25 protein-coding genes and 1 pseudogene are annotated in these 21,728 nt (G+C 35.9%); all 26 read left to right on the top strand.

Going from position 1 to position 21,728, the window contains the following annotated elements; genetic code table 11:
* The first annotated feature begins 5 nt into the window (after positions 1-5).
* The 26 genes and pseudogenes from IPL24_18150 to IPL24_18025 all read left to right on the top strand — a co-directional run bounded on the left by IPL24_18150 (position 6) and on the right by IPL24_18025 (position 21,548).
* Positions 6-377 (top strand): hypothetical protein, encoded by a 372-nt coding sequence (locus tag IPL24_18150; protein MBK8365512.1) that lies wholly within the window; start codon positions 6-8, stop codon positions 375-377.
* 6 nt (positions 378-383) lie between these two features.
* A pseudogene (locus tag IPL24_18145) lies at positions 384-1,036 on the top strand (sigma-70 family RNA polymerase sigma factor).
* Positions 1,036-1,446 carry a 6-carboxytetrahydropterin synthase gene (locus IPL24_18140; protein ID MBK8365511.1) on the top strand — a complete coding sequence of 137 codons (411 nt, stop codon included), beginning with the start codon at positions 1,036-1,038 and terminating at the stop codon, positions 1,444-1,446. The pseudogene IPL24_18145 and the gene IPL24_18140 overlap by 1 nt, the downstream one beginning before the upstream one ends.
* Positions 1,406-2,098 (top strand): GTP cyclohydrolase I FolE, encoded by a 693-nt coding sequence (gene folE / locus IPL24_18135; protein ID MBK8365510.1) that lies wholly within the window; start codon positions 1,406-1,408, stop codon positions 2,096-2,098. Before IPL24_18140 ends, folE begins: the two co-directional genes overlap by 41 nt.
* Positions 2,099-2,103: 5 nt before the next feature.
* Positions 2,104-2,769: a flavodoxin reductase gene (locus tag IPL24_18130; GenBank protein ID MBK8365509.1), complete on the top strand. Its 666-nt coding sequence runs from the start codon at positions 2,104-2,106 to the stop codon at positions 2,767-2,769.
* A 380-nt stretch (positions 2,770-3,149) separates the two neighbouring features.
* Entirely contained in the window at positions 3,150-3,983 is an 834-nt protein-coding gene (locus IPL24_18125) for a galactose oxidase (GenBank protein MBK8365508.1), read from the top strand.
* Positions 3,962-4,339, top strand: coding sequence for a T9SS type A sorting domain-containing protein (locus IPL24_18120; protein MBK8365507.1), 378 nt, complete (start codon positions 3,962-3,964; stop codon positions 4,337-4,339). The genes IPL24_18125 and IPL24_18120 overlap by 22 nt, the downstream gene beginning before the upstream one ends.
* A gap of 313 nt (positions 4,340-4,652) precedes the next feature.
* Positions 4,653-4,961, top strand: a complete 309-nt coding sequence (locus IPL24_18115; protein MBK8365506.1) for a hypothetical protein — start codon at positions 4,653-4,655, stop codon at positions 4,959-4,961.
* A gap of 131 nt (positions 4,962-5,092) precedes the next feature.
* Positions 5,093-5,356 (top strand): zinc ribbon domain-containing protein, encoded by a 264-nt coding sequence (locus IPL24_18110; GenBank protein MBK8365505.1) that lies wholly within the window; start codon positions 5,093-5,095, stop codon positions 5,354-5,356.
* Between the two features lie 219 nt (positions 5,357-5,575).
* Positions 5,576-6,178: a hypothetical protein gene (locus tag IPL24_18105; GenBank protein ID MBK8365504.1), complete on the top strand. Its 603-nt coding sequence runs from the start codon at positions 5,576-5,578 to the stop codon at positions 6,176-6,178.
* Between the two features lie 241 nt (positions 6,179-6,419).
* Positions 6,420-7,904 carry a PQQ-binding-like beta-propeller repeat protein gene (locus IPL24_18100; GenBank protein MBK8365503.1) on the top strand — a complete coding sequence of 495 codons (1,485 nt, stop codon included), beginning with the start codon at positions 6,420-6,422 and terminating at the stop codon, positions 7,902-7,904.
* A gap of 52 nt (positions 7,905-7,956) precedes the next feature.
* Entirely contained in the window at positions 7,957-9,522 is a 1,566-nt protein-coding gene (locus IPL24_18095; GenBank protein ID MBK8365502.1) for a T9SS type A sorting domain-containing protein, read from the top strand.
* A 183-nt stretch (positions 9,523-9,705) separates the two neighbouring features.
* Positions 9,706-10,269: a hypothetical protein gene (locus IPL24_18090; protein ID MBK8365501.1), complete on the top strand. Its 564-nt coding sequence runs from the start codon at positions 9,706-9,708 to the stop codon at positions 10,267-10,269.
* Between the two features lie 223 nt (positions 10,270-10,492).
* The gene (locus IPL24_18085; GenBank protein MBK8365500.1) at positions 10,493-10,852 is read left to right on the top strand and encodes a VOC family protein; all 360 of its coding nucleotides are present in this window, start codon (positions 10,493-10,495) and stop codon (positions 10,850-10,852) included.
* Between the two features lie 235 nt (positions 10,853-11,087).
* Entirely contained in the window at positions 11,088-12,080 is a 993-nt protein-coding gene (locus tag IPL24_18080) for a hypothetical protein (GenBank protein ID MBK8365499.1), read from the top strand.
* Positions 12,081-12,127: 47 nt separating this feature from the next.
* Entirely contained in the window at positions 12,128-12,607 is a 480-nt protein-coding gene (locus tag IPL24_18075; protein ID MBK8365498.1) for a VOC family protein, read from the top strand.
* Between the two features lie 354 nt (positions 12,608-12,961).
* Complete coding sequence (locus tag IPL24_18070; protein ID MBK8365497.1) at positions 12,962-13,399, top strand: DUF4844 domain-containing protein; 438 nt, start codon at positions 12,962-12,964, stop codon at positions 13,397-13,399.
* Positions 13,400-13,520: 121 nt separating this feature from the next.
* Positions 13,521-14,303 carry a hypothetical protein gene (locus IPL24_18065; GenBank protein MBK8365496.1) on the top strand — a complete coding sequence of 261 codons (783 nt, stop codon included), beginning with the start codon at positions 13,521-13,523 and terminating at the stop codon, positions 14,301-14,303.
* Positions 14,304-14,663: 360 nt separating this feature from the next.
* The gene (locus IPL24_18060; GenBank protein MBK8365495.1) at positions 14,664-15,128 is read left to right on the top strand and encodes a hypothetical protein; all 465 of its coding nucleotides are present in this window, start codon (positions 14,664-14,666) and stop codon (positions 15,126-15,128) included.
* An 80-nt stretch (positions 15,129-15,208) separates the two neighbouring features.
* Positions 15,209-15,970 carry a hypothetical protein gene (locus IPL24_18055; GenBank protein MBK8365494.1) on the top strand — a complete coding sequence of 254 codons (762 nt, stop codon included), beginning with the start codon at positions 15,209-15,211 and terminating at the stop codon, positions 15,968-15,970.
* 208 nt (positions 15,971-16,178) lie between these two features.
* Positions 16,179-16,700 carry a DinB family protein gene (locus tag IPL24_18050; GenBank protein MBK8365493.1) on the top strand — a complete coding sequence of 174 codons (522 nt, stop codon included), beginning with the start codon at positions 16,179-16,181 and terminating at the stop codon, positions 16,698-16,700.
* A 180-nt stretch (positions 16,701-16,880) separates the two neighbouring features.
* Positions 16,881-18,653, top strand: a complete 1,773-nt coding sequence (locus tag IPL24_18045; GenBank protein ID MBK8365492.1) for a DUF885 domain-containing protein — start codon at positions 16,881-16,883, stop codon at positions 18,651-18,653.
* A 117-nt stretch (positions 18,654-18,770) separates the two neighbouring features.
* Complete coding sequence (gene rsgA / locus IPL24_18040; protein ID MBK8365491.1) at positions 18,771-19,835, top strand: ribosome small subunit-dependent GTPase A; 1,065 nt, start codon at positions 18,771-18,773, stop codon at positions 19,833-19,835.
* Positions 19,836-20,052: 217 nt separating this feature from the next.
* Positions 20,053-20,625 (top strand): Crp/Fnr family transcriptional regulator, encoded by a 573-nt coding sequence (locus IPL24_18035; GenBank protein MBK8365490.1) that lies wholly within the window; start codon positions 20,053-20,055, stop codon positions 20,623-20,625.
* Between the two features lie 84 nt (positions 20,626-20,709).
* Complete coding sequence (locus IPL24_18030) at positions 20,710-21,141, top strand: SRPBCC domain-containing protein (GenBank protein MBK8365489.1); 432 nt, start codon at positions 20,710-20,712, stop codon at positions 21,139-21,141.
* 26 nt (positions 21,142-21,167) lie between these two features.
* The gene (locus IPL24_18025; protein MBK8365488.1) at positions 21,168-21,548 is read left to right on the top strand and encodes a VOC family protein; all 381 of its coding nucleotides are present in this window, start codon (positions 21,168-21,170) and stop codon (positions 21,546-21,548) included.
* Positions 21,549-21,728 lie beyond the last annotated feature (180 nt).

The raw sequence follows: 21,728 nt of genomic DNA, 5'->3' as shown, positions 1-21,728 counted from the left end.
TAACAATGGATAATAATAAATCTTTGACACAAACCTTTAATCTTTTAAAATACACTTTCGGAATTGTTCCCATTGTGGCAGGTGCAGATAAGTTTACCAATATACTAACCAACTGGGAGCAATACATCAATCCTTCTATTGCAGAAATGCTCCCATTTTCTACTTCTGTATTTATGATGATTGTAGGAATAATTGAAATTGTTGCAGGTATTATCGTGCTAAAAAAGACCGAATTTGGTGGCTATATTGTTGCAAGTTGGCTTACCGTAATTGCCTTAACTTTACTACTTGGATTTAACTATGTTGATGTAGCAATAAGAGATTTAGTAATGGCTATTGCAGCACTTTCTATGGCTCGATTAGCAAAAATTGTTTAATAAAATATGAGCCAGTTCACAGAACTTACGGAAGTAGAAATTATTGAACGGATTTTAAAAGGGGAAAAATCGCTTTACGAAATTATCGTAAGGCGGTTTAATCCCGTTTTATACAAAATTGGTCGTTCGTATAATTACAACCATGAAGACACGCAAGATTTAATGCAAGACACGTTTATTGATGCTTATAAAAGTTTGAGCCAGTTTGAGGGACGTGCCGACTTTAAGACATGGATAATTCGGATAATGCTAAATAATTGCTACCGCAAAAGGAGAAACTTAGTTTTAAAAATGAAATAACAAAAGATGCAAACGAAAATGCAATTCCCATGTTTACCAATTCGCAAAACGACACCCATAAATTAGTTCAAAACCGTGAATTAGGACACGTTATTGAAGAAGCTATCAGTCAAATACCCGAAGATTACCGAATGGTATTTTCTTTGAGAGAAATTAATGGATTAAATGTTGCCGAAACAGCCACCTTGCTCAACATTAGCGAAGCCAATGTAAAAGTGCGGCTCAATCGCTCGAAAGCAATGTTGAGAGGCGAAATCGAAAAATCCTATTCTGCCAACGAGTTGTTTGAATTTAATGCCATCTATTGCGATGCAATGGTAGATAAGGTGATGAAAAAAATAAATGCTATAATTTTTTGATGAAAGCGACAATCTATCGTAAAGAGCATTTTAATGCTGCCCACCGTTTGTATAACCCCAATTGGACAGAAGAAAAAAACAAAGAAGTCTTTGGGAAATGTAACAATCCTAATTTTCACGGACATAACTACGAGTTAATACTCCAGCTTACGGGCGAAATTGACCCCGAAACAGGCTATGTGCATGACACCAAAAAATTAAGCGAACTGATACGAACAAATATTATAGAGAAGTTCGACCACAAAAACCTAAACCTTGATGTAGAAGAATTTAAAAACCATAACCCAACCGTAGAAAATATTGCAGTTATAATTTGGAATATTTTACGAGAAAAAATTAGAGACGAATACATTTTGAAAGTGATACTTTATGAAACAGAACGGAATTATGCTGAATATCCACACGCTTGACACAATACTGAATGGTAATGGCAAAGTACATACTAAAACATCAATAGAAACACCAATCCGTGCCAATGCTTTTGAATTGACAGATGAAGAAAAAATAGCCAAAATTGAATATCATTTTGCCGAAATAATGGAAGCCCTTGGGCTTGATTTAACTGACGACAGCCTAAGCGACACACCCAAACGAGTAGCTAAAATGTATGTACAGGAAATATTTAGTGGACTTAATCCCGATAATAAGCCTGCAATAAGCCTGTTTGAAAACAAATATGGATACAAGCATATGTTGGTAGAAAAGGACCTTACACTCTATTCTAATTGCGAACACCATTTTGTACCCATAATTGGCAAGTCTCATGTAGCTTATATTCCGCACGACAAAGTAATTGGACTGTCTAAAATAAACCGCTTGGTACAGTATTATGCCACACACCCCCAAGTGCAAGAACGCCTTACTATTCAAATTGCAGAAGGCTTAAAAGAAATTTTGCAACACAACGATGTAGCTGTGGTAATAGAAGCCGACCATTTGTGTGTGGCTTCAAGAGGAATTAAAGATACTGGCAGTATTACCGTTACAGCAAGTTATTCGGGCAAGTTTGAAACCGAAAATACACAACAAGAGTTTTCATCATTTATACACAACAAAAGATAACGGACATGGCAGATATAGTAAAAATAAAATCTATTGAAAACCTTACCCACGATGTGTTACGAATTGTAACTGAAAAGCCCGTTGGTCTTGTTTTTCAAACAGGTCAGGCAGCCGACATTTCTTTAAACAAAAGCGGATGGGAAAATGAACTTCGGCCATTTACATTTACCTCGTTACCCCAAGATGATTTTGTGGAATTTATCATTAAAACCTATCCTACGCACAATGGCGTTACCAATCAACTATGTTCACTTGTTGCTGGCGATGAACTAATTATTGGCGATGTGTTTGGCGATATTCACTACAAAGGCGAAGGTGTTTTTATTGCGGGTGGAGCAGGTGTTACACCTTTTATAGCCATTTTGAAACAGCTTGAAAAAGAAAATAAAATAGGTAATAACAAACTAATTTTTGCCAACAAAACCAAAGCCGATATTATTTTGGAAGAGAAATTAAAATCGCTTTTAGGAGCTAATTTTATCAATGTTTTATCTGATGAAAAAGTAGAGGGCTACGTAAACGGATTTATCTCATCTGACATTATTAAAACCAAAATAGAAGGACGTAAATATTTCTATCTCTGTGGTCCTCCGCCTATGATGGAAGCAGTTGTCAAGTATTTAGCTGATTTGGGTATTTCAAATGAATTTATAGTCCAGGAAGCATTTTAATTATTTAACACGACTACTCAATTATTTAGGACTACGACAACGTTATTTACCCCTACACATTCATTTCTTACCTAAACTGACACATTATTGCAATGCCAACGCAATGCAGGCACATGGCAAAGCCACAGAAGCCGCCCACTACCAAAGCTTTGCCAAGAGACTGCACCCCACCCCGCCAGACAGACAGACAGAAGGGCAGCACCTAACAGCGGGCTTATGCAATGGGGGCTGACGTGGGTTTATTACCTTTGGTGCTTTCTATTATCTTTGTGCCGGTGGACAGTGGAGTGCTACTAATGCCCCCACTGCATAAGCCCGCAAACCGTTATGCAAAAGCCATTCTTGCTCATCATAACTTAGACTCTATCTAATGAAGAAAATTGTATTCATATTTTTTCTGCTTCTTTTCAAAAAATTCGTCAGTATGTTTTTCGCAAAACTCATGGATTCAAATGTCAAATTTTGGTGGAGGCGTACGTAATAGTGCTGTGAGTTTTTCCATTGGTAGTAAAGGATATGTTGGAACTGGTTCACCAAATAATACAGGCTTAAATCTTCAAAACGATTTTTGGGAGTTTGATCCTTCGACAAATATTTGGACACAAAAGGCAAACTATGGGGGAGGCCCTAGACTAGGTGCTGTTTGTTTTTCAATTGGAACGAAAGGATATATTGGGTTGGGGTCAGATGCAAATATGATATACCGAGATTTTTGGGAATACGATCCATTTACAAATATTTGGACTCAAATGGCAGATTTCCCAGGAAGCCTTCGCCATGCAGCGGTCGGTTTTTCAATCGGAACGAAAGGGTACATTGGTACTGGTAACGCGCCAACAGGTGGTGCTTTGCAAGACTTTTGGGAATACGATCCATCATCAGACAGCTGGTCACAAAAGTCGAATTTTGGGGGTATTGCTAGAACTGAAGCTGTTGGCTTTTCAATTGGAAATCATGGATACATCGGAACTGGGTGGATTCCAAATGGAATTTCTTTACAAGATTTTTGGGAATACGATCCTACTTTAGATACTTGGAATCAAAAATCTAGTTTTGGTGGAAATCAAGAGTCTCTGCAGTTAGTTTCTCGATTGGATCTAAAGGATACATTGGAATTGGATTGGATGGATCGTTTTCAAGAGATTTCTGGGAATACGACAAAGCAAATGATACATGGGCGCAAAAACAAATTATGGGGGCCCTGGAAGATCTAATGCGGTTGGCTTTTCTGTTGGGGGGCAAGGGTTATGTTGGGACTGGCTGGGCTGGATCATTTCAAAGTGATTGTTGGGAATATACACCAGATTCAATTAATTCCGAAATCACTCAATATGATCAACAACAATCAATTTCAATTTACCCCAATCCAATAATTGACAAATTAAATATCGAATCTAACAATAGTAATTTTTTCTTAGAGCTATATGAATTATCCGGTAACCTATTAGTGAAGGAAGTTATTTCTTCAAAACAATACTCATTAAATATGAACGAGTTTTACAGCGGAATTTATTTTTTAATACTTAATAGTAATAATAAATCCTTTCGATGGAAGATTATTAAGAAATAACTAGTCTTTTATTCTTTTTCAACAACTATTCCCACAAATATAATTGGCCTTCGCATAACACCGCATGCCAAAACATTATTTTTTGACTCTTTTTATTTTTATATTTCGGTAAAAAAATATTGCTTCGGCAATGCTAAACGTTATATGCCACCTTATGATGAACAGCGTTAGACGACATAAAACACTATTCTATATTTTTATCACTTTAACAGTGTTGACGGTTTTAGACTTTTCGCCTATGATATATCAAAGGATGTTTGGCAATGGCGGGTCTTTTGTCAAATTTTATTACGTTGATATAACTGGGGACAATTTGATAAAGCAACTTGTGACATATGATAATAATTTGGAATTTGATGTTACTCCTACTGATCATAGCGGATATTCTAAAGTTCAAGTTTTTGTTCCTAACTCAAAAGAATATATACACATGTGGGTCCTGACAGATCCTGCTTTTAGCTCGGGAACAAACATTGTATTCTATGGAATTTCCGATTCCCCTGATTTTAACGAGAGGAAAATAATTAACCGTGACTATGATAACATTTTCCGCAAAATTACTATTGACAAGTTTGAAGATCTTATTATTGAAAGAGTAAAAAATCAGAAAGGCAGCATATAACACCGCATTGCCAAAACATTATTTTTTGACTCTTTTTATTTTTACATTTCGGTAAAAATAATGCATCCGCAATGCTAAACGTAAAGGTGCAACCCGACCGAAACGCTCATCAAAACTAAAAACATTCAAAAATGGATAAAGAATTTAAAAACTGTCAGTCTTGTGGAATGCCATTAAAACGAGATGAAAAAGGAGGCGGAACAAATGCAGACAAAAGCATTAGCAAAAAATATTGTTCTTACTGCTATGAAAATGGCGATTTTATTTACAAAGGAAACAATGTTTTAGAATTTCAAGAATATAACAAACAGAAAATGATGGAAGGTGGACATTCAAGATTTTTTTCTTGGTTATTTACGAGAGGAATGAAGCGTTTGGACAGATGGAAATCTTAAAAATTAATGTGGAATAATTCAGAAACAGGGTAGCACCTAACAGCACCTACTGGCCATTGGGCGGAATCGGGTCATCGCGCGCGCAAAAAAGCGGCCCCTTCGGGAAATTAATTTGCGGCTAGCTAATAAACATGTATCTTCGAAATAACCTTTTGTCGGTAAGGAAGATGGTGCTTCGAAAGACCAACGGCCAGTATCTGCAAAACGTTAGCATCATAAATGAAAAAAACAATCGCCTTACTTCTATTATTCCATTTATCATTATGCGGATTGATAGCATCAACTCCTCATGAAAATGAATTGAAAAGTGAACAAGATTCGGTTGATTTAAAAATTTTGAAGTCGTGGAAAAGCTTTGTTACTGCGATTTTAGATTTTGACAAAATTAAATTGGTCAACTTATCTACAGACTGTATTGATTGTTATAGTTGTGTTCGAAATACTACAGAAAAGGATTCGCTTTTTTCATTATATCAAAATAACAATCCGGATGTTTGGTATGATAAACTTAATAATGAATTTTGTTACATATCATCACCAAAGTTTTATGATGAAGAATTTCTTAATATGTTCGATGAATTTATCAAATCAAAAATAGCGGATTCAACAAATTGGAGAATCTATGATGAAGGTGAACAAAACAGACGGATGTTTTATAAAGATTGTATATCCAAAAATTCAAATATAGATATTGCCAAAATTAAAGTAGTTTCAATTAAGACCTTTGAAACTACTGCTGATTATGAAGGAGCCGCTCTTCTTCTAAGTTTTATAGAAACGAAAGACGGATACAAATTCTGTAGATACAATACAAATCCGTAAAAAATATGATGCCACTAACACCGCATTACCAAAACATTATTTTTTGACTCTTTTTATTTTTATATTTCGGTAAAAAAATAATGCTTCGGCAATGCTAAACTTTAGTGGTAATGCCAGGACGACACTAAAACTGACACCTAATTTATGACATCAACAAACATATGAGAATAGAAAGAATAATTTTTGTTATTTTACTTTAACTGCAGATGTAGGATATTGTCAAAAAAATCAAATACAAGTTTTGAGTAATGAGAAGGTGTTAGGTAAAAGCCTTGTAGACAGTATTGTTTTTAAAGGAATGGAATATGTTTTTCCTGACAGAATTCATGAGACGTTTTTGGACACAACAACTGGACTTTTGACAGTTCAATTGAGGGGATTGAGTAAAAACGGAAAATGGCTTGACAACAGCGGGAAAATTATCCAGTTCGATATTAAAAATCAAAAGGTTTTATGGAGTAAGAATATTGTATATGAAGCTAATATTTTACAGCAGTTTAATAAAACAATGATTTTTTCTGTAGGAAATAAGAGTTCTTGCCTCGATATCTACACAGGAGAAGAACTTTGGGAAGTAAAAAACAATATTTACTTTGTTGACCCGATGGAGAACATTGGTCTTGGTTATAAATTTAAAAACTCATCAGGATTTACAAACGAACTTGAAGGAATAGATTTGCAAAATGGCAACGTACTTTGGAAAAGAGATTTGAATAGAGAATATGGTTGGAATGATGTGTTTTATACCAATGACTCCACCATGATTATTGTTGCAGCGGGTTTACACTCAATAAACATTAATACCGGAAAGGGCTGGGACTATCATTCAGTTACCGGCAAAAAAGACTATAAAGGAACTGCTGGTGCAAATGCGGCTGGTCTGGCATTAGGCTTATTGACAGGTGCATTCGCAATGTCTACCGGACACAATTTAGTTCGAGATTTGGTGTCAAACACGATAGTTGATAGTTCCAATATTTATTTTGCATCTAAAGAACAACTTGTAAAAATTGACAAGCAATCAGGAGAAATAGCCTGGAAATTTTCTTTTCCAAACGACATAGCAAGTAAATCTTCATTAATTTTACAAGACAATGTCATATATATGGTCAATAATGGGGTAGCTTTTATGGGTTACAGACAGATTGATTTTGGAAAACCATTTTTCGCGGCGTTTGATAAACAAACAGGCAAACAAATATTCTTGACAAATTTAAATGTAAAAGACGATCCCATTTTGAGTTATGAAATAAACAATGGAGCAATGTATTTCGTTTTTAAAAACAGGGTTGCAAAATATTCAATGGATACCGGAAATGAAATTTTACAAAAAGAATTTTCCAAAGAGAACTTTGGAGAGTTGAAATATTTTGTTGGCGGCAACGTATTCATTACATCGCAAAATGGCGATTTATTGAATCTCCATCAATCAGACTCAACCAAATTGTTTGTGTTCACAAACCAAAGCAAGACATTATCACTTGACGACCAACTAAGCATAACTAAAAGCATCGACTTTAACGAGATAAGTATTTACTACCAACGAACAAAGGATTTTAAATTCATTGCAAAAGATAAAAACACATTGATTGTAAATAATGAAGGTAAAAGTATTGCAGAAGTAGAAGCGACATTTAATGCATCAATAACCGGTAATACTTTATACGACACGCAAGACAAAAGTTTTATTATAATAGAACTGAATAAAATTATTGAAAATAAATAAAGCTATAAAGTATTCCGGAAATTTCAAATAAATTAACTCCAAACAAATTCATATGAAAACAAATTTACTCATCACGCTACTGACAATTCTTTCCTTTGTGGAACAAACATCAGCACAACTCACATTTCAAAAAACCATTGGCGGTACCGCGCTCGATTACGGAACCCAAATTCAACCCACCACTGACAACGGCTATATTCTGGTGGGTACAACCCTAAGTTTTGGAGCCGGAGGATATGATGTGTACTTAATCAAACTAAATAGCAACGGCGATACGTTGTGGACCAAAACTTACGGAGGGTCCAATGATGAGTATGGAAATTCTGTAAAACAAACTCCTGATGGCGGATATATCATTGCTGGAAACTCAACAAGCTTTGGCGCCAATGGACAAGATGTTTATTTGCTCAAAACCGATTCAATAGGAAATGTATCCTGGTCAAAACTTTTCGGTGGCGCAGGAACAGACTATGGAAATACGGTTCTGCTCACTTCCGATAGCGGATACCTGGTTGGAGGCACCACACAAAATTTGGGAGCCGGCAACTACGATGCATATTTAATTAAAACCGATGCCAATGGCAATGCCTTATGGACAAAAACTTATGGCGGTAGTTTTGAAGAAAACGGAAACTTTGTTCAGCAAACAAGTGACAATGGATTTATTTTAATTGGAATCACGCAGAGCTATGGTGCCGGCGGAGTAGATATTTATGTAGTGAAAACTAATGCCATTGGTGATACCCTTTGGACAAAAACATATGGCGGTGCCCTTGATGATTTTGGTTTTTCAATAATGCAAACAGCGGATAATGGGTATATAATTACAGGAGCAACTAATAGTTTTGGCGCCGGCGGTTTTGATTGCTTATTAATGAAAACCGATAGTAACGGGCTTGCCCAATGGACAAAAACCTATGGAGGTACTGACTGGGAGAATGGCTATTCGATGACGCAAACAGCCGATGACGGTTTTATTGTTGTGGGGCAATCATACAGTTTCGGAGTTGCCAGCGATGTTTACGTCATAAGAACGGATGCTGCCGGAGATACCCTATGGACTAAAACTTATGGCGGCAGTGGTTATGATTATGAAAATTGTGTTCTGAAAACAAGCGATGGGGGATATTTAATAAGCGCCAGCGAAGAAAGTTTTGGCGCAAACAGAAATATGTATTTAATCAAAACGGATTCCGCAGGAACTAGCAATTGCAATGAGGGGGGCACTACAACAATTGTAAATTCCATTTCAATGTCCGCAGCCGGCACTGCAACGAATGTCTCGTCAGGCGGAAGTACAATTACAGCAAACTCTCTGAAAGGAGGCGGCGCTTCGGTAAATATTCTTTGCACCACTATAGGAATAAACAATGTTGACAAAGCAATAAACAGTGTAAATGCTTTTCCAAATCCCTTTTCAACGCAGCTTACTTTTGTACTTACCGACAAGGTGCAGACAACAGTTACTCTTTACGACTTCCTTGGACGACATATTTTGCAACAGGCCTTTACAAGCTCCACGGCAATCAGCACAGAGCAACTTGCAGATGGAATATATTTTTATGAAATAAGGAACTCAAAAGGGACACTGACAACCGGAAAGGTTGTCAAGCAATGACAAGAAGAAAACCAACCGTTAACATCGGACTAAATGAAATGGCTCGGGAAGTCATAAGCAGTGAATTTCTCATTCTTATTTTGTTTAGTTTTAAAGGAGAAAGTACTCGTTTTAATGCGCCACTTCATTAGCCCGCATAACATTATGCGCCATTTTAGGACATGCCAAAACATAGACATAGCAATGACATTAATTCACAGACCAACAATTTTAATTACGCTAATTTGCTTGCTGACAAGTTATGCATATGGACAAAACAGCCATGACAATTTGCAATGGAGTGCAACATATAAACTGACATTGGACGATTTTTCAATCAAGACCAGATCTAATGAAACTACATCTTCATTTGCACAATTTTCTGTTGACTACGAAGTAGGCGGCTTTGACTTTTTGACAAAAAACTTTAACAAAAAAGTCCATAACTACATGATCAAAACTGCATCCTGGATTGACACAACAACTAATATTAATCAATCACTTTTGTATCAGCAGACACTCTTCGACATTTGTGAAATTTACACTCGACAATTCCGGAAAGAACTACGTGAGAACAGAAAAAAAATAGCAAACGGGACAGAAATAGCAAAGGAATTAAACAACAAAATTATGACCGACTTTTCAAAAAGACGAATCGAATACGACCATGAAACAAAGTACGGAACCGACTTGACGAAACAAAAAGAATGGGAAAACCAAATTCAAAAGGAGTTAATAGAATTAAAGGACTTTTCTTATGAAAATTGACAAAAGATAAAAACGAACACATGACAGCACCTACAAGAAATTGGTGGTTCAGTGGTTAAATGAAGCTTTGTGCTTAGAATCAAGTTTTGTGATGGCAGACAGTTTTCGTCTCCGAAATCGCCAACTTCTTGTAGCTACAAAACATTAGTGGCAACCCTGTTGAATCATGGCAACAAACAGTTGCCAACAAGAAATTTTATCTACAAAATAAACGCAATAAAATATGCTGACAGAAATAAATCCTAAGTTACCAATGCGAGACAAAGTGGTAACGAAAGACTATTACGTGAACAAATTAGGGTTTCAATTTTTTGGTGACAATGACTTTGGTGGTTACTTAATGGTTCATAAAGACAACATTCAAATTCACTTTTTTGAGTTCAAAGACCTTGACCCAAAAGAAAACTATGGACAAGTTTATATCAGGACAAACGACATTGATAAACTTTACCAAACACTTTTGGACAACAAGATTTCAATTCACCCGAACGGGCATTTAGAAACAAAACCTTGGGGACAAAGAGAGTTCGCATTACTTGATCCAAGCAACAACCTATTGACTTTTGGACAGAGTATTAAATGAAAATAAAATTTGGCGATCAGTAAAAACGGCAGCCGCTAACAACCGTTTGTATGAGCGGGAGTTTTGCGCTTCTATGAAAGTAAAGTGATTAAATCAAGCCCCGTGCTTCTAATGAAGTTTAGTGCTGAAAATCCCCGCCTTCGCAAAGCGACAAAACGTTATCAGTAATGTTGTGTGACGTGCTAACTGAAACAGAATGCAAGAAATAAACTCCTTAAAACAAAATTACAGAGAAATGAAAAAGTATTACATAAACATACAAATCTGCACCTTGCTGTTATTAATTTTATTTATTCCCTGCTACGGACAAGTAAGTGAGTATATGTTTCGTTGCAGTTTGAAAGATAAAGCCGGGAACCTTTGGTTCGGAACTATGGGTGCGGGTGTGTATCGTTATGATGTTGCATCAGACAAGTCTACCAATTTTACAAAGGAAGATGGTTTGAATAATAACAATGTTGAATCTGTTTTTGAAGATAAAGCAGGAAACCTTTGGTTCGGCACTGACAATGGAGTATGTCGTTACGATGGTAAATCCTTTACCGATGTTACAACGAAAGAAGGGCTGTGCAAATCCGAGATTAATTGTATTTTAGAAGACAGAAATGGAAATTTTTGGTTCGGTACGAATGGCTACGGAGTTTGTCGTTATAATCCTGCCACAGGTGCTGTTACCAATTTTACAGAAAAACAAGGATTGGGCAGTAATGGTGTTCAATGTATTTTAGAAGATAAATCAGGCAATCTTTGGTTCGGTGAAAGGGCCGGAGGCGTGAGTCGTTACGATTCCACCTCAGGTAGGTTTACTAAGGTTGATGGATGTTTCAGTAGTCAGATTATGGACATCAGAGAAGATAAAACGGGGAACATCTGGTTCGTCAATTTGTATAGAGGACTGTGCCGTTATGATGGAAAATCCTATACACATTTTACAAAGGAAAATGGTCTTTGCAATGATACTATTGATTGTATTTATGAAGATAAAAAGGGAAACATTTGGGTGGGCAGCGATACTAAGTGGAACACAGGGGCTGGAGGTGTTTGCTGTTACGATGGAAAGTCCTTCACCCACTTTTCAACAAAAGACGGTCTTTCTAATTCCGATGTCTGGACAGTTGTAGAAGATAATGAAGGAAACATTTGGGTAGGTACAAGGGGTGGATTGTTTCGTTATCATTCACCTTCAGGAAAGTTTATTAATTATACATACAAAGTGAAAAAGCAATAATTGAACGACATACAAATCTTGAAACACCTGACACGAAAGGAAAAGAAATGACAAAAAGTAAATTAATAGAAATGAACAATGTCGGTATTGTTGTAAAATCTCTTGACAATGCTATTTCCTTTTTCAAAGAAATTGGACTGACACTTGAAGGACGAGCAATGATTGAAGGCGAATGGGCAGGACGAGTGACAGGACTTGGAAATCAATCGGTAGAGGTTGCTATGATGGTAACGCCAGACGGACATAACCGACTTGAACTTTCACAATTTCTCGCCCCTCATACTATTGCAGATCACAGGAAAGCTCCAGTTAACTCTCTTGGTTATCTTCGTGTTATGTTCAGGGTTGACAACCTTGACGAATTACTAAAACGACTTGCGAAACATGGTGCCGAAGTCGTTGGAGAAGTAGTTAACTTTGAAAACACTTATAAGCTCTGCTACATTCGTGGGACAGAAGGACTTCTTATCGGCTTAGCTGAACAACTCGGTAATAAAACAGCGACAGACATTTTAGAAAAACCTTGACAGTTGACTTTTACTTACAATTTATAAGACAAATAAAAATAATTTGGTTAATAGAGACAATAAAAGCAGCGCATAGGAAAGATCAACATTAGTGAGACTACATACGAATTGGTGAAAAATAAATTCAAATGGGCATTCCGTGGTAAAGTTGATGCAAAGAATAAAGGAAAGTTAAATCAATTGAAGAACCTGTATAGTACATCAGACAACTTTGGCTTAGCGAAAGTGTCGGTTCAGTGGTAAATTGAATATTTGCGTTTCGCATAAAGCATATTGCTTTCAGACCGTTTTATGCTTCGTAATCGCTACCTTCGTCAAGCCGCATCACGTTATAGGGTATTTTAAAGAGCAAACATGAAACAATTTAAACCCCAATTTTATATTTTTATAATTCTGTCTTTGATTTCCTGTGGACAAAAACATATTAAAACACCAATTAACTCAATGGATCTGATTGAAGCATTTAAGAAAAAAGAAAAGTTTGTTCAAGACACCGCCATTTTCTACCCTGGAATTTCTGATTCTACACTGAGACCAATTTTAACTGAAAAAATAAATTTAGCTGCAGACGATTTTAAAAAAATTGCAGTAAGCGGAAAAGCGAGTGATAAAGTATATCAAGATAAAATACAAGAAGGGCTAGACCGTTTCAGTGACGTTTATAGTGATCTTGATACAGAAGATAGAGAAAGAGTTTGTCACTACTTCGAAGAACTTATGGATATCGTTGGACTTGAAAGTTCTGGAGGACACTTGAATGAATTCATGTATGGTTTTAATCCATCCAAATGAATACAGTAGACGAAAAAAACGGCCTATAACATGGGTGCTTGCTGCCATGCAAAGAAAGCACTACCTTCGATTCAAGAGGAAGGAGCGCCAAGCAGCAAGGCTAACCGTTATGTGTAACTTTATGAAACAGATACTTTCAATATTAATCGGATTGCTTTGGACTGCGACAGTATATGCTGAATGTGCGGGGACAGCTCTTTGGGTATTCCCAAGCAGCCAGACAATAAAACAAAACACAATTTTTATTCTTGACGGTTATGCCGAAAGTCAGAATGTTATTTTAGGACTAAACAAGAAACACGACATCTACCTTAAAAGTGGAAACAAGAAGGTAAAACTTATTGTTACAGGAATTTATACAGGACAATTTTATCTAACACAAGCCCTATTGAAACCTGAAACAGAATTAGTAGCAGGAGTTGAATATACTATGTTTATAGACAGTTTGCCCGAATATGATCGTTTCACTCGCTACAATGACAAAACAAAGTTATATGAACCAATAAAATACAAAGTTGTTGCGGGTATTGACAACGATAAACCTTTACTGACTTCAGTACCAAAGGAAATCGATAAATCATATATACGTTTTGGATGTGGCCCGGCTATGTCTGTTGATTTTGACTTTCCTGTAACAGACAGCTCTGAAGTAACAATCAAAACGACTGTTAAGAATATAAAATCTCGAATTGAAACAACATATTTTATAATGCCCCGAAATAATCAAATAATTGTGGGACATGGAATGTGTTCAGGAGCATTTACATTTGACGAGAGTAATGATTATGAAGTTGAGTTTTCATTTATGGACTCATCTGGCAACCAGACTTCGTGGGTTGGTGATAGAATCAAATTTACTAAACCAACAGATAAGAATTGGGATGAATGGGAAAAGCGAAAATAAAAAGGCTACATATAACACCGCATCCTATGCAAAAACAAAATTTTTATACTCTTTTTATTTTTATATTTCGGTAAAATAATAATGCTACGGAAAGGCGAAACGTAAAAAGTCATGCTATGACGACCATCAAACAAAATGACAAGGACGAAAAAAATCGTAATCGCAGGACTGACCTTAACAACACTAACAATAGCGGCTATGGGACTATTTAGTTTTTTCAAAAAAACTCCTGAACAATTATCGGCTTCGGAAGACCCCTACAAGGACAGCTCGACAAATCTTATATACAATCTATTGTTTTGCGACAACATTGACTTGTATAAAAAAAATACAAAACCGCCTTATCCCTAAATTTCGGACTTGCAGAAAATTATTGGCGACAGCACTTCTGACACAAGACTGAAAGTTCTTTCATACAACAGACAACTTGCAGGCGGACACAAACCAAATAAGAAAGAACTTCTTGCCGTAATTGTTGAAGTTGGACTTGACAGCGGTCTTGACGCTTTAGCATCATTTAATGACGGAACGGCTCGTTACATCAACCAGACTGGAAAAATTTTAGTTTGGGAAACGTCAGACGAAAAATCAAACGAACTAACCCAAGACTTGTTTTTAAAAAGCCAAAACATCGTTAATCAAATTGGTGTTTGGGACAAACCAAGACGACCAGCCCCGACAAAAGGAAATGTAAGAATTACTTTCCTTGTTTCCGACGGACTATATTTTGGTGAAGGACCAATTGACGTTTTATTTAACGACCCAATGGCTAGTCCAGCATTGACATCAGCGACTTACTTAATGAAATATCTCACAGAGAAATGATTAGAAACAAAATGACAAAGGGATAAGGTATAAAAGCACGAACCGCTAACACCTCATTGCCAAAACAGCAACTAAACAGAATGACAAGACGACAAACATTTGCTTTAGTGATATTACTATTTCTGACTCATCTATCAGTTGGACAGTCAATTGCTGTTGAAGTTGAAAAGTTTCCCGGATCCAAGAAACTAATTAATAAATCATATAATGGTTGTTGTGCTCAAAAAGGGTTTAGATCGATTTACTATTTTGACGACAACGGTAGAACGAATAAATCTTTTAACTATTTCAAAAGACAGCTCAGAGAAAGCTATGAATATCGTTATAATGACAAAGGGCTTCTTATTGAGAGTATCATGGTTTCCGACTCTAAGAATAAATCGCATAAGGACACAACCAAATTCGTCTATTCATTGGACGAAAAAGGCAGGGTAATTTCTAAAACTAAATATTTCGGTCAGTGGACAGTTATAGAAACGTATTCGGATTTCGACAGTTTTAACAACGCACAAATCGTAACACATTCATTCAACAACACCTCCTTTGTTGAAAAGAGACGATTTAATTCTGCAGGACAACAAATCTTTAATCAAATAGTGGAAGATGGCAACATTACTCAAATTGAAGAGAGTCAATACAATCAATACGGCGATAAAATTTACAGTAATGTTCCAACGCTTATGGACACCACAACAGGAAAAATGATAAGTCTGATTGGTGGAAACAGACATTGGTTTCTCGAAGAGTACGAATATACTTATGACAAATTAAATCGTTGGATAGAAAAATATGTTACTTATGACAACAAAAAGGTTTTACTTGAAACACGAATTTACAAATGACGGAAAAAGAAGTCCGAACTCCTAACATCGCATTGCCATAACATATTTTTCGAATCTTTTTATTTTTATATTTCGGTAAATAAAATAATGCTATGGCAATGCTAAACGTTAGCGGAAAGTTAAACGACTGACCCTGCAAACAACGCACGGCAACCATGTTAATTTATGGAACAAATCAAAGAACAAACAAACACGAATTTTTAAACAAATGAACGAAGCAATTCTAAAGACAGTTATAAATCAGTATGACTTTAATCTTGATTATGCGAAGAAACTCGTTGAAGACCTGAATCATGCACAAATGACAATTATTCCTTCAAACGGACTGGATAATCATCCCGCATTTACACTTGGACATTTGGTTTCAGGTAGTGCAATGCTTGCAGAGGACTTAGGTGCAAAATTTGAAATGCCGGACAATTGGGCGGACTTATTTCTACGAAAAGGACCGGGAGACCCACGAAAACCTGACAAAGATATTAGTAAATTCCCATCAAAGGAATTATTGATAAATGAATTAGAACATCAACATAATAAGGTAAAGAATTTATTGAAAATTGCAGATGAAAATAAATTGAGAGAAAATATAAAATGGCGTTTCAACAGTTATATGCCGACCCTGCTTGACCTTGTTATTTTTATGTGTATTAATCATGAGGCAATGCATTTAGGACAACTTGCGGCATGGAGACGGGCAACAGGTTTGACATCTGCACTTGCCACTATGTGATCCAAAGAATAAAAACCTTCCGCTAACATGGGTGCTTGCCAAAACATTATTTTTTTACTCTTTTTTTTTATCTTCGGTAAAAAATAATGCTTCGGCAATGCTAACCGTTATGCGGCATGCTTGGCGGCAATACTAATTTGAAACTGATTGCAAGAAATTAACTTTGTAAATTATCTACTTATGAAATGTAAAATTCAAAAGGCAACTTTTATAGCATTATTTTTTTTAAGCTCAGCAGGAGCACAAATAGTTAACCAAAACAATACTCTTCATCAGCTGTTCAAAAATTACTATGAAGACCGCATAAAGCTTTTTCCCCTGGAGGCAACTGCAGCCGGTGATAACCGGTACAATAACATTCTTCCAAATGATGGTTCGCAGTTGTTTTTAAAGCAGGTTCATGAATTTTATTCAAAATATCAGAATGATTTAAGCAGCTACAAACCTGAAAGCCTGAATCAGGAAGACCGGATTTCTTTTTACATTTTAAAAGACATACTTAACAGAGAACTCGAAGGCGAACAATTTCATAAAGAGTTGATGCCCTTTGCGCAGTTCTTTTCATTACCACTTAAGATGGGTCAGCTTGGAAGCGGCACGGGAGACCAACCCTTTAAAACGGTAAAGGATTATGATGACTGGCTTCAACGCATGGACGCTTTCTCTGTGTGGACAGATACTACCATTGCTAACTTTCGAAAAGGCATTGCAGCGGGAATAGTATTGCCTAAAGTCTTGGTCTTAAAAATGATTCCTCAAATGGAAAAACTTTCACAAAGTGATACATCCAAAAATGTTTTTTATGGTCCTGTAAAACATTTCCCCGCAAAATTTTCAAACGAAGATAAAAACCGTTTGACCATCGCTTATAATCGTGAGATTAATGAGCAACTTATACCTTCTTACAAAAAGCTGCATGCTTTTTTTAGTGGTGAATATTTAAATGCTGCCCGATCTACAAGTGGTATTAATGCATTGCCCAACGGAGATGCTATGTACCGTTACTATATCTACTACTTTACCACTACGCATAAAACTCCCGAAGAAATTTATCAAACAGGTTTAACTGAAGTGAGCCGGATTACAGCAGAGATGGAAAAGCTGAAAAATCAAATGGGTTACACCGGCACTTTAAAAGAACTCTTCAACTATATGCAAACTGACAAACAGTTTATGCCATTTAAAACTGTTCAGGAAGTCTTAGACAGCAACCGTGCGGTACTTGCTAAAATTCAGCCGCAATTGCAAAAACTTTTTAGCGTTGCCCCTAAAACACCCTTTGAAATAAGAGAAGTGGAATCATTTCGTGCGGCTGCCGCTTCACCTCAATATAATAGGAGTTCCGCAGATGGAACCCGTCCCGGCATTTATTATATTCCAATACTTGACCCTGCAAAAATCAATACAACAAACTGGCCCCTGGAAGCAACTTTTTTACACGAAGCAATTCCCGGGCATCATTATCAAATTTCCTTACTGCAGGAGAACACTTCGCTACCTGAATTCAGACGATTTTCTTTTTATCCGGCTTTTGCCGAAGGGTGGGCACTGTATTGTGAATCACTGGGCGAACAGTTGGGCTGCTATACCGACCCTTACCAAAGAATGGGTGCGTATGGCACAGAAATACACCGTGCTATTCGCTTAGTGGTAGATGTGGGATTGCATACAGGGAAAATGACAAGAGAAGATGCCATTAAATACATGATGGATAATGAAGCTATATCAGAACAAATTGCCACCCAGGAAATTGAACGCTATATTGCAATGCCCGGACAAGCGTTGTCATACAAGACAGGAGAACTAAAAATTAAGGAGCTACGCGATAAATATAAAAAAGAGCTTGGCGCTAAATTTAATCTCATGTCCTTTCATGATGCGATATTAAAAGGTGGCAATATGCCATTAAATATATTTGAAATATATATGGATGAATGGGCGAAGAAAAATTAGCACGAGCGTTTAGCACAAAGATTAAAAGAAAAAAAAAGGAAGGATTTGAGAGGTAAACAAAGTGATGAAGTTTAATTTAGAGTGAGTATTGAATTAGCTAATCAAATCTATATTGAAATGATATTAGAAGATTTAGGATATAATAATAAACTTGAAAAATTAAGGAATGATAACAATCTTAAAGAGTTTGAGATTGGAAGAGTTATATCAGAACATAGAGAAAGATATATTGTAAAGACTGAAAGAGGAGAATTTGAAGCCGAGATCACAGGGAATTTACGATTTTCTTCAAAAAGTCGTGAAGATTTTCCTGCAGTTGGTGATTGGGTTGCAATAACAATTCATGATTCAGATTTCTCCATTATACACAGTATATTGCCGAGATTCTCCGTTATTTCCAGACAGCACATAGGAAAATTCGGAGAGAAACAAATAATAGCAACAAATATTGATTATGCATTTTTGGTGCAAGCCGCTGACAGAGATTTCAATATTAATAGACTAGAAAGATATCTGACAATTTGTAATTCATCAAAGGTCAGGCCCATCATAGTCCTCACTAAGATTGATTTAATTGATGAACATCGGACTATTGAGATATTGGAGAAAATAAAAGCTCGTATTAATAATGTTCCGATTATTGCAATAAGTAACGAATCACAAGATGGCTACGATAAAATAAAAGCGATTATTGAAAAAGGCAAAACATATTGTATGCTTGGTTCTTCAGGTGTTGGAAAATCCACTCTATTAAATAATCTTTCCGGCAAATCTATAATGCGAACAGATATCATTAGCAAGAGTACAAATAAAGGAAAACACGTTACTAGTCACAGAGAATTAATTATTCTTGAAAATGGAGGAATATTAGTTGATAATCCGGGAATGAGAGAAGTAGGTATTGCTGATTCAACAAGCGGATTAGAAATTACATTTGATATGATTATCAGACTTTCTCATTCGTGTAAGTTCAAAGATTGTACTCACACGAATGAGATAGGTTGTTCTGTTATTGAAGCTGTTGAAAAGGGAGAAATTGACCGAGCTTCATATGAAAATTATCTGAAATTAGAAAAAGAGAAAGCTCATTTTGAATCTTCGGTTGCTGAAAGACGGAAAAAAGATAAAGAGTTCGGAAAAATAGTCAAGAATTACAAAAAGGACATCAATAGAAAAAAATGAATATACGCTAACAAGTATTTGGCAAAAAAGCAATTTCAGTGGTTAATTAAACATTTTATCTCGTATCAAATTTTGACTGTCCGTTGATTCCGGATAATTGTTCCTATCATTGGTAACTGAATTATTTTATAAATCAACAACTCTTTCTATTTTTACATTTCGGTAAAAAAATAATGCTGCGGCAATACTAAAACGTCAGGCTTAAAGACACAAAAATATGACGGAATTAAAACATTTTATCGAAGGATACTTCGGAGTAATCAACCAAGCCGACCAAGAACATATCATTTCCTTTTTTGAACATAAAGAACTGAAAAAAGGTTCTATGGTGCTTCATGCTGATCAACAATGTAACTTTTTGAGTTTTATTCAATCGGGTTATTTTAGAATGTTTGCCTATTCAGATGGGAATGAAGTAACACAATGGATTGGATCAAAAGGATATTTTGTCGTAGACTTAGCAAGTTTTTTGACAAACAATCCTGCAAAATGGAATATTCAAGCAGTTACAGACGGTGAATTACTTTCAATATCCAAAGAAAATTACGGAAAGCTCACAGAAATTGTTCCCAAGTGGAAAGACCTGGAAAAAATATTTTTGGTGAATTGTTTTTCAGCCATGGAACAGAGAATTTTCACTCATCTTTCCATGACCACGGAAGAAAGATATTTGAGTTTTTTTGAAAACAATAAAGAACTGTTTAATCAAGTGCCGCTACAAAATATTGCATCAATGCTTGGTATGACGCCCGAAACATTTAGCAGAATAAGAAAAAAACTTTCCAAATAATTTCTTGATTTTTATCAAAAGATGCCACCAATAAACGCCTGATCTTTGTAGCGAAATAAATTTCTAATAAAAAAACTTGTCGCAATGGAAATCAAAACACAAATCTTAATCAACGCCACATCTGATAAAGTTTGGGCTGTATTGACGGACTTTCAAAACCACCCCACATGGAATCCTTTTATTAAAAACATCACGGGAGAACCTAAGGTAGGAAGTCAAATTACTATAAGTATTGCCCCTCCCGATGGCAAGGGAATGACATTCAAGCCAAAGGTATTGGCTTTTGAACATAATAAAGAATTTAGGTGGTTAGGAAAATTATTGTTCAAAGGATTGTTTGACGGAGAACATAAGTTTGAACTTATAGACAATGGCGATGGAACAACTACTTTTTTACATAGTGAAAAATTCAAAGGACTTTTAGTTGGGCTATTTAAAAATCAACTTGAAAACAATACAAAGAAAGGATTTGAATTGATGAATGCAAGCTTGAAAAATTATATTGAAATAAAATAAACGATCACAAACTTTAATGCTAAAAAATGAACCTGAATCAAATAACAATTCCATCCTTAAACCTTATAAATGCCATAGCATTTTACCAAAAACTTGGAATGAAACTAATCGTAAATTCATTACCTCGCTACGCAAGATTTCAGTGTCCCGATGGAAATGCTACTTTTTCAATTCATGAAGTAGATGTCTTACCTGTAGGTGAAGGCATTTGGATATATTTTGAATGCGAAAATTTAGACGAATTTGTGAATAAACTTATAGTCAAGGGAATTTCTATTGATGAATTGCCAAATGACAAACCTTGGCTATGGAGAGAAGCAAGAATAAAAGACCCCGATCAAAATACATTGATACTATATTTCGCTGGTGAAAATAGACTTAATCCTCCATGGAAAATAAAAGATTAATAAAAGTCCAAACCGCTTACAGCACCAACCCGAAAGTGGAGGTTCAGAAAGCTTTGTTCTACTATCAAAGTTTGTGCTTGGTTGACAGTGAAGTGCTCCGATATCACCATCTTCGGGTAGTAGCCAGCCGTTTACAGTCCCTACAAACTAACTAGCTATATATAACACACCAATTAATCG

Source organism: Bacteroidota bacterium (genome assembly GCA_016711505.1).
Lineage (GTDB): Bacteria > Bacteroidota > Bacteroidia > AKYH767-A > 2013-40CM-41-45 > JADKIH01.
Note: the sequence above shows the minus strand (reverse complement) of the source record. Positions and strands in the feature narration are given on the sequence as shown.

Excerpts from the sequence above, each read along its gene's own strand:
- IPL24_18110 (MBK8365505.1), top strand. The coding sequence starts at position 5,093 with ATGGATAAAGAATTTAAAAACTGTCAGTCTTGTGGAATGCCATTAAAA.
- IPL24_18030 (MBK8365489.1), top strand. The coding sequence starts at position 20,710 with ATGGAAATCAAAACACAAATCTTAATCAACGCCACATCTGATAAAGTT.
- IPL24_18150 (MBK8365512.1), top strand. The coding sequence starts at position 6 with ATGGATAATAATAAATCTTTGACACAAACCTTTAATCTTTTAAAATAC.
- IPL24_18055 (MBK8365494.1), top strand. The coding sequence starts at position 15,209 with ATGACAAGACGACAAACATTTGCTTTAGTGATATTACTATTTCTGACT.
- IPL24_18095 (MBK8365502.1), top strand. The coding sequence starts at position 7,957 with ATGAAAACAAATTTACTCATCACGCTACTGACAATTCTTTCCTTTGTG.
- folE (MBK8365510.1), top strand. The coding sequence starts at position 1,406 with ATGAAACAGAACGGAATTATGCTGAATATCCACACGCTTGACACAATA.
- IPL24_18070 (MBK8365497.1), top strand. The coding sequence starts at position 12,962 with ATGAAACAATTTAAACCCCAATTTTATATTTTTATAATTCTGTCTTTG.
- IPL24_18045 (MBK8365492.1), top strand. The coding sequence starts at position 16,881 with ATGAAATGTAAAATTCAAAAGGCAACTTTTATAGCATTATTTTTTTTA.
- IPL24_18130 (MBK8365509.1), top strand. The coding sequence starts at position 2,104 with ATGGCAGATATAGTAAAAATAAAATCTATTGAAAACCTTACCCACGAT.
- IPL24_18025 (MBK8365488.1), top strand. The coding sequence starts at position 21,168 with ATGAACCTGAATCAAATAACAATTCCATCCTTAAACCTTATAAATGCC.
- IPL24_18080 (MBK8365499.1), top strand. The coding sequence starts at position 11,088 with ATGAAAAAGTATTACATAAACATACAAATCTGCACCTTGCTGTTATTA.
- IPL24_18090 (MBK8365501.1), top strand. The coding sequence starts at position 9,706 with ATGACATTAATTCACAGACCAACAATTTTAATTACGCTAATTTGCTTG.
- IPL24_18120 (MBK8365507.1), top strand. The coding sequence starts at position 3,962 with ATGGGGGCCCTGGAAGATCTAATGCGGTTGGCTTTTCTGTTGGGGGGC.
- IPL24_18075 (MBK8365498.1), top strand. The coding sequence starts at position 12,128 with ATGACAAAAAGTAAATTAATAGAAATGAACAATGTCGGTATTGTTGTA.
- rsgA (MBK8365491.1), top strand. The coding sequence starts at position 18,771 with ATGATATTAGAAGATTTAGGATATAATAATAAACTTGAAAAATTAAGG.
- IPL24_18105 (MBK8365504.1), top strand. The coding sequence starts at position 5,576 with ATGAAAAAAACAATCGCCTTACTTCTATTATTCCATTTATCATTATGC.
- IPL24_18140 (MBK8365511.1), top strand. The coding sequence starts at position 1,036 with ATGAAAGCGACAATCTATCGTAAAGAGCATTTTAATGCTGCCCACCGT.
- IPL24_18085 (MBK8365500.1), top strand. The coding sequence starts at position 10,493 with ATGCTGACAGAAATAAATCCTAAGTTACCAATGCGAGACAAAGTGGTA.
- IPL24_18050 (MBK8365493.1), top strand. The coding sequence starts at position 16,179 with ATGAACGAAGCAATTCTAAAGACAGTTATAAATCAGTATGACTTTAAT.
- IPL24_18035 (MBK8365490.1), top strand. The coding sequence starts at position 20,053 with ATGACGGAATTAAAACATTTTATCGAAGGATACTTCGGAGTAATCAAC.
- IPL24_18065 (MBK8365496.1), top strand. The coding sequence starts at position 13,521 with ATGAAACAGATACTTTCAATATTAATCGGATTGCTTTGGACTGCGACA.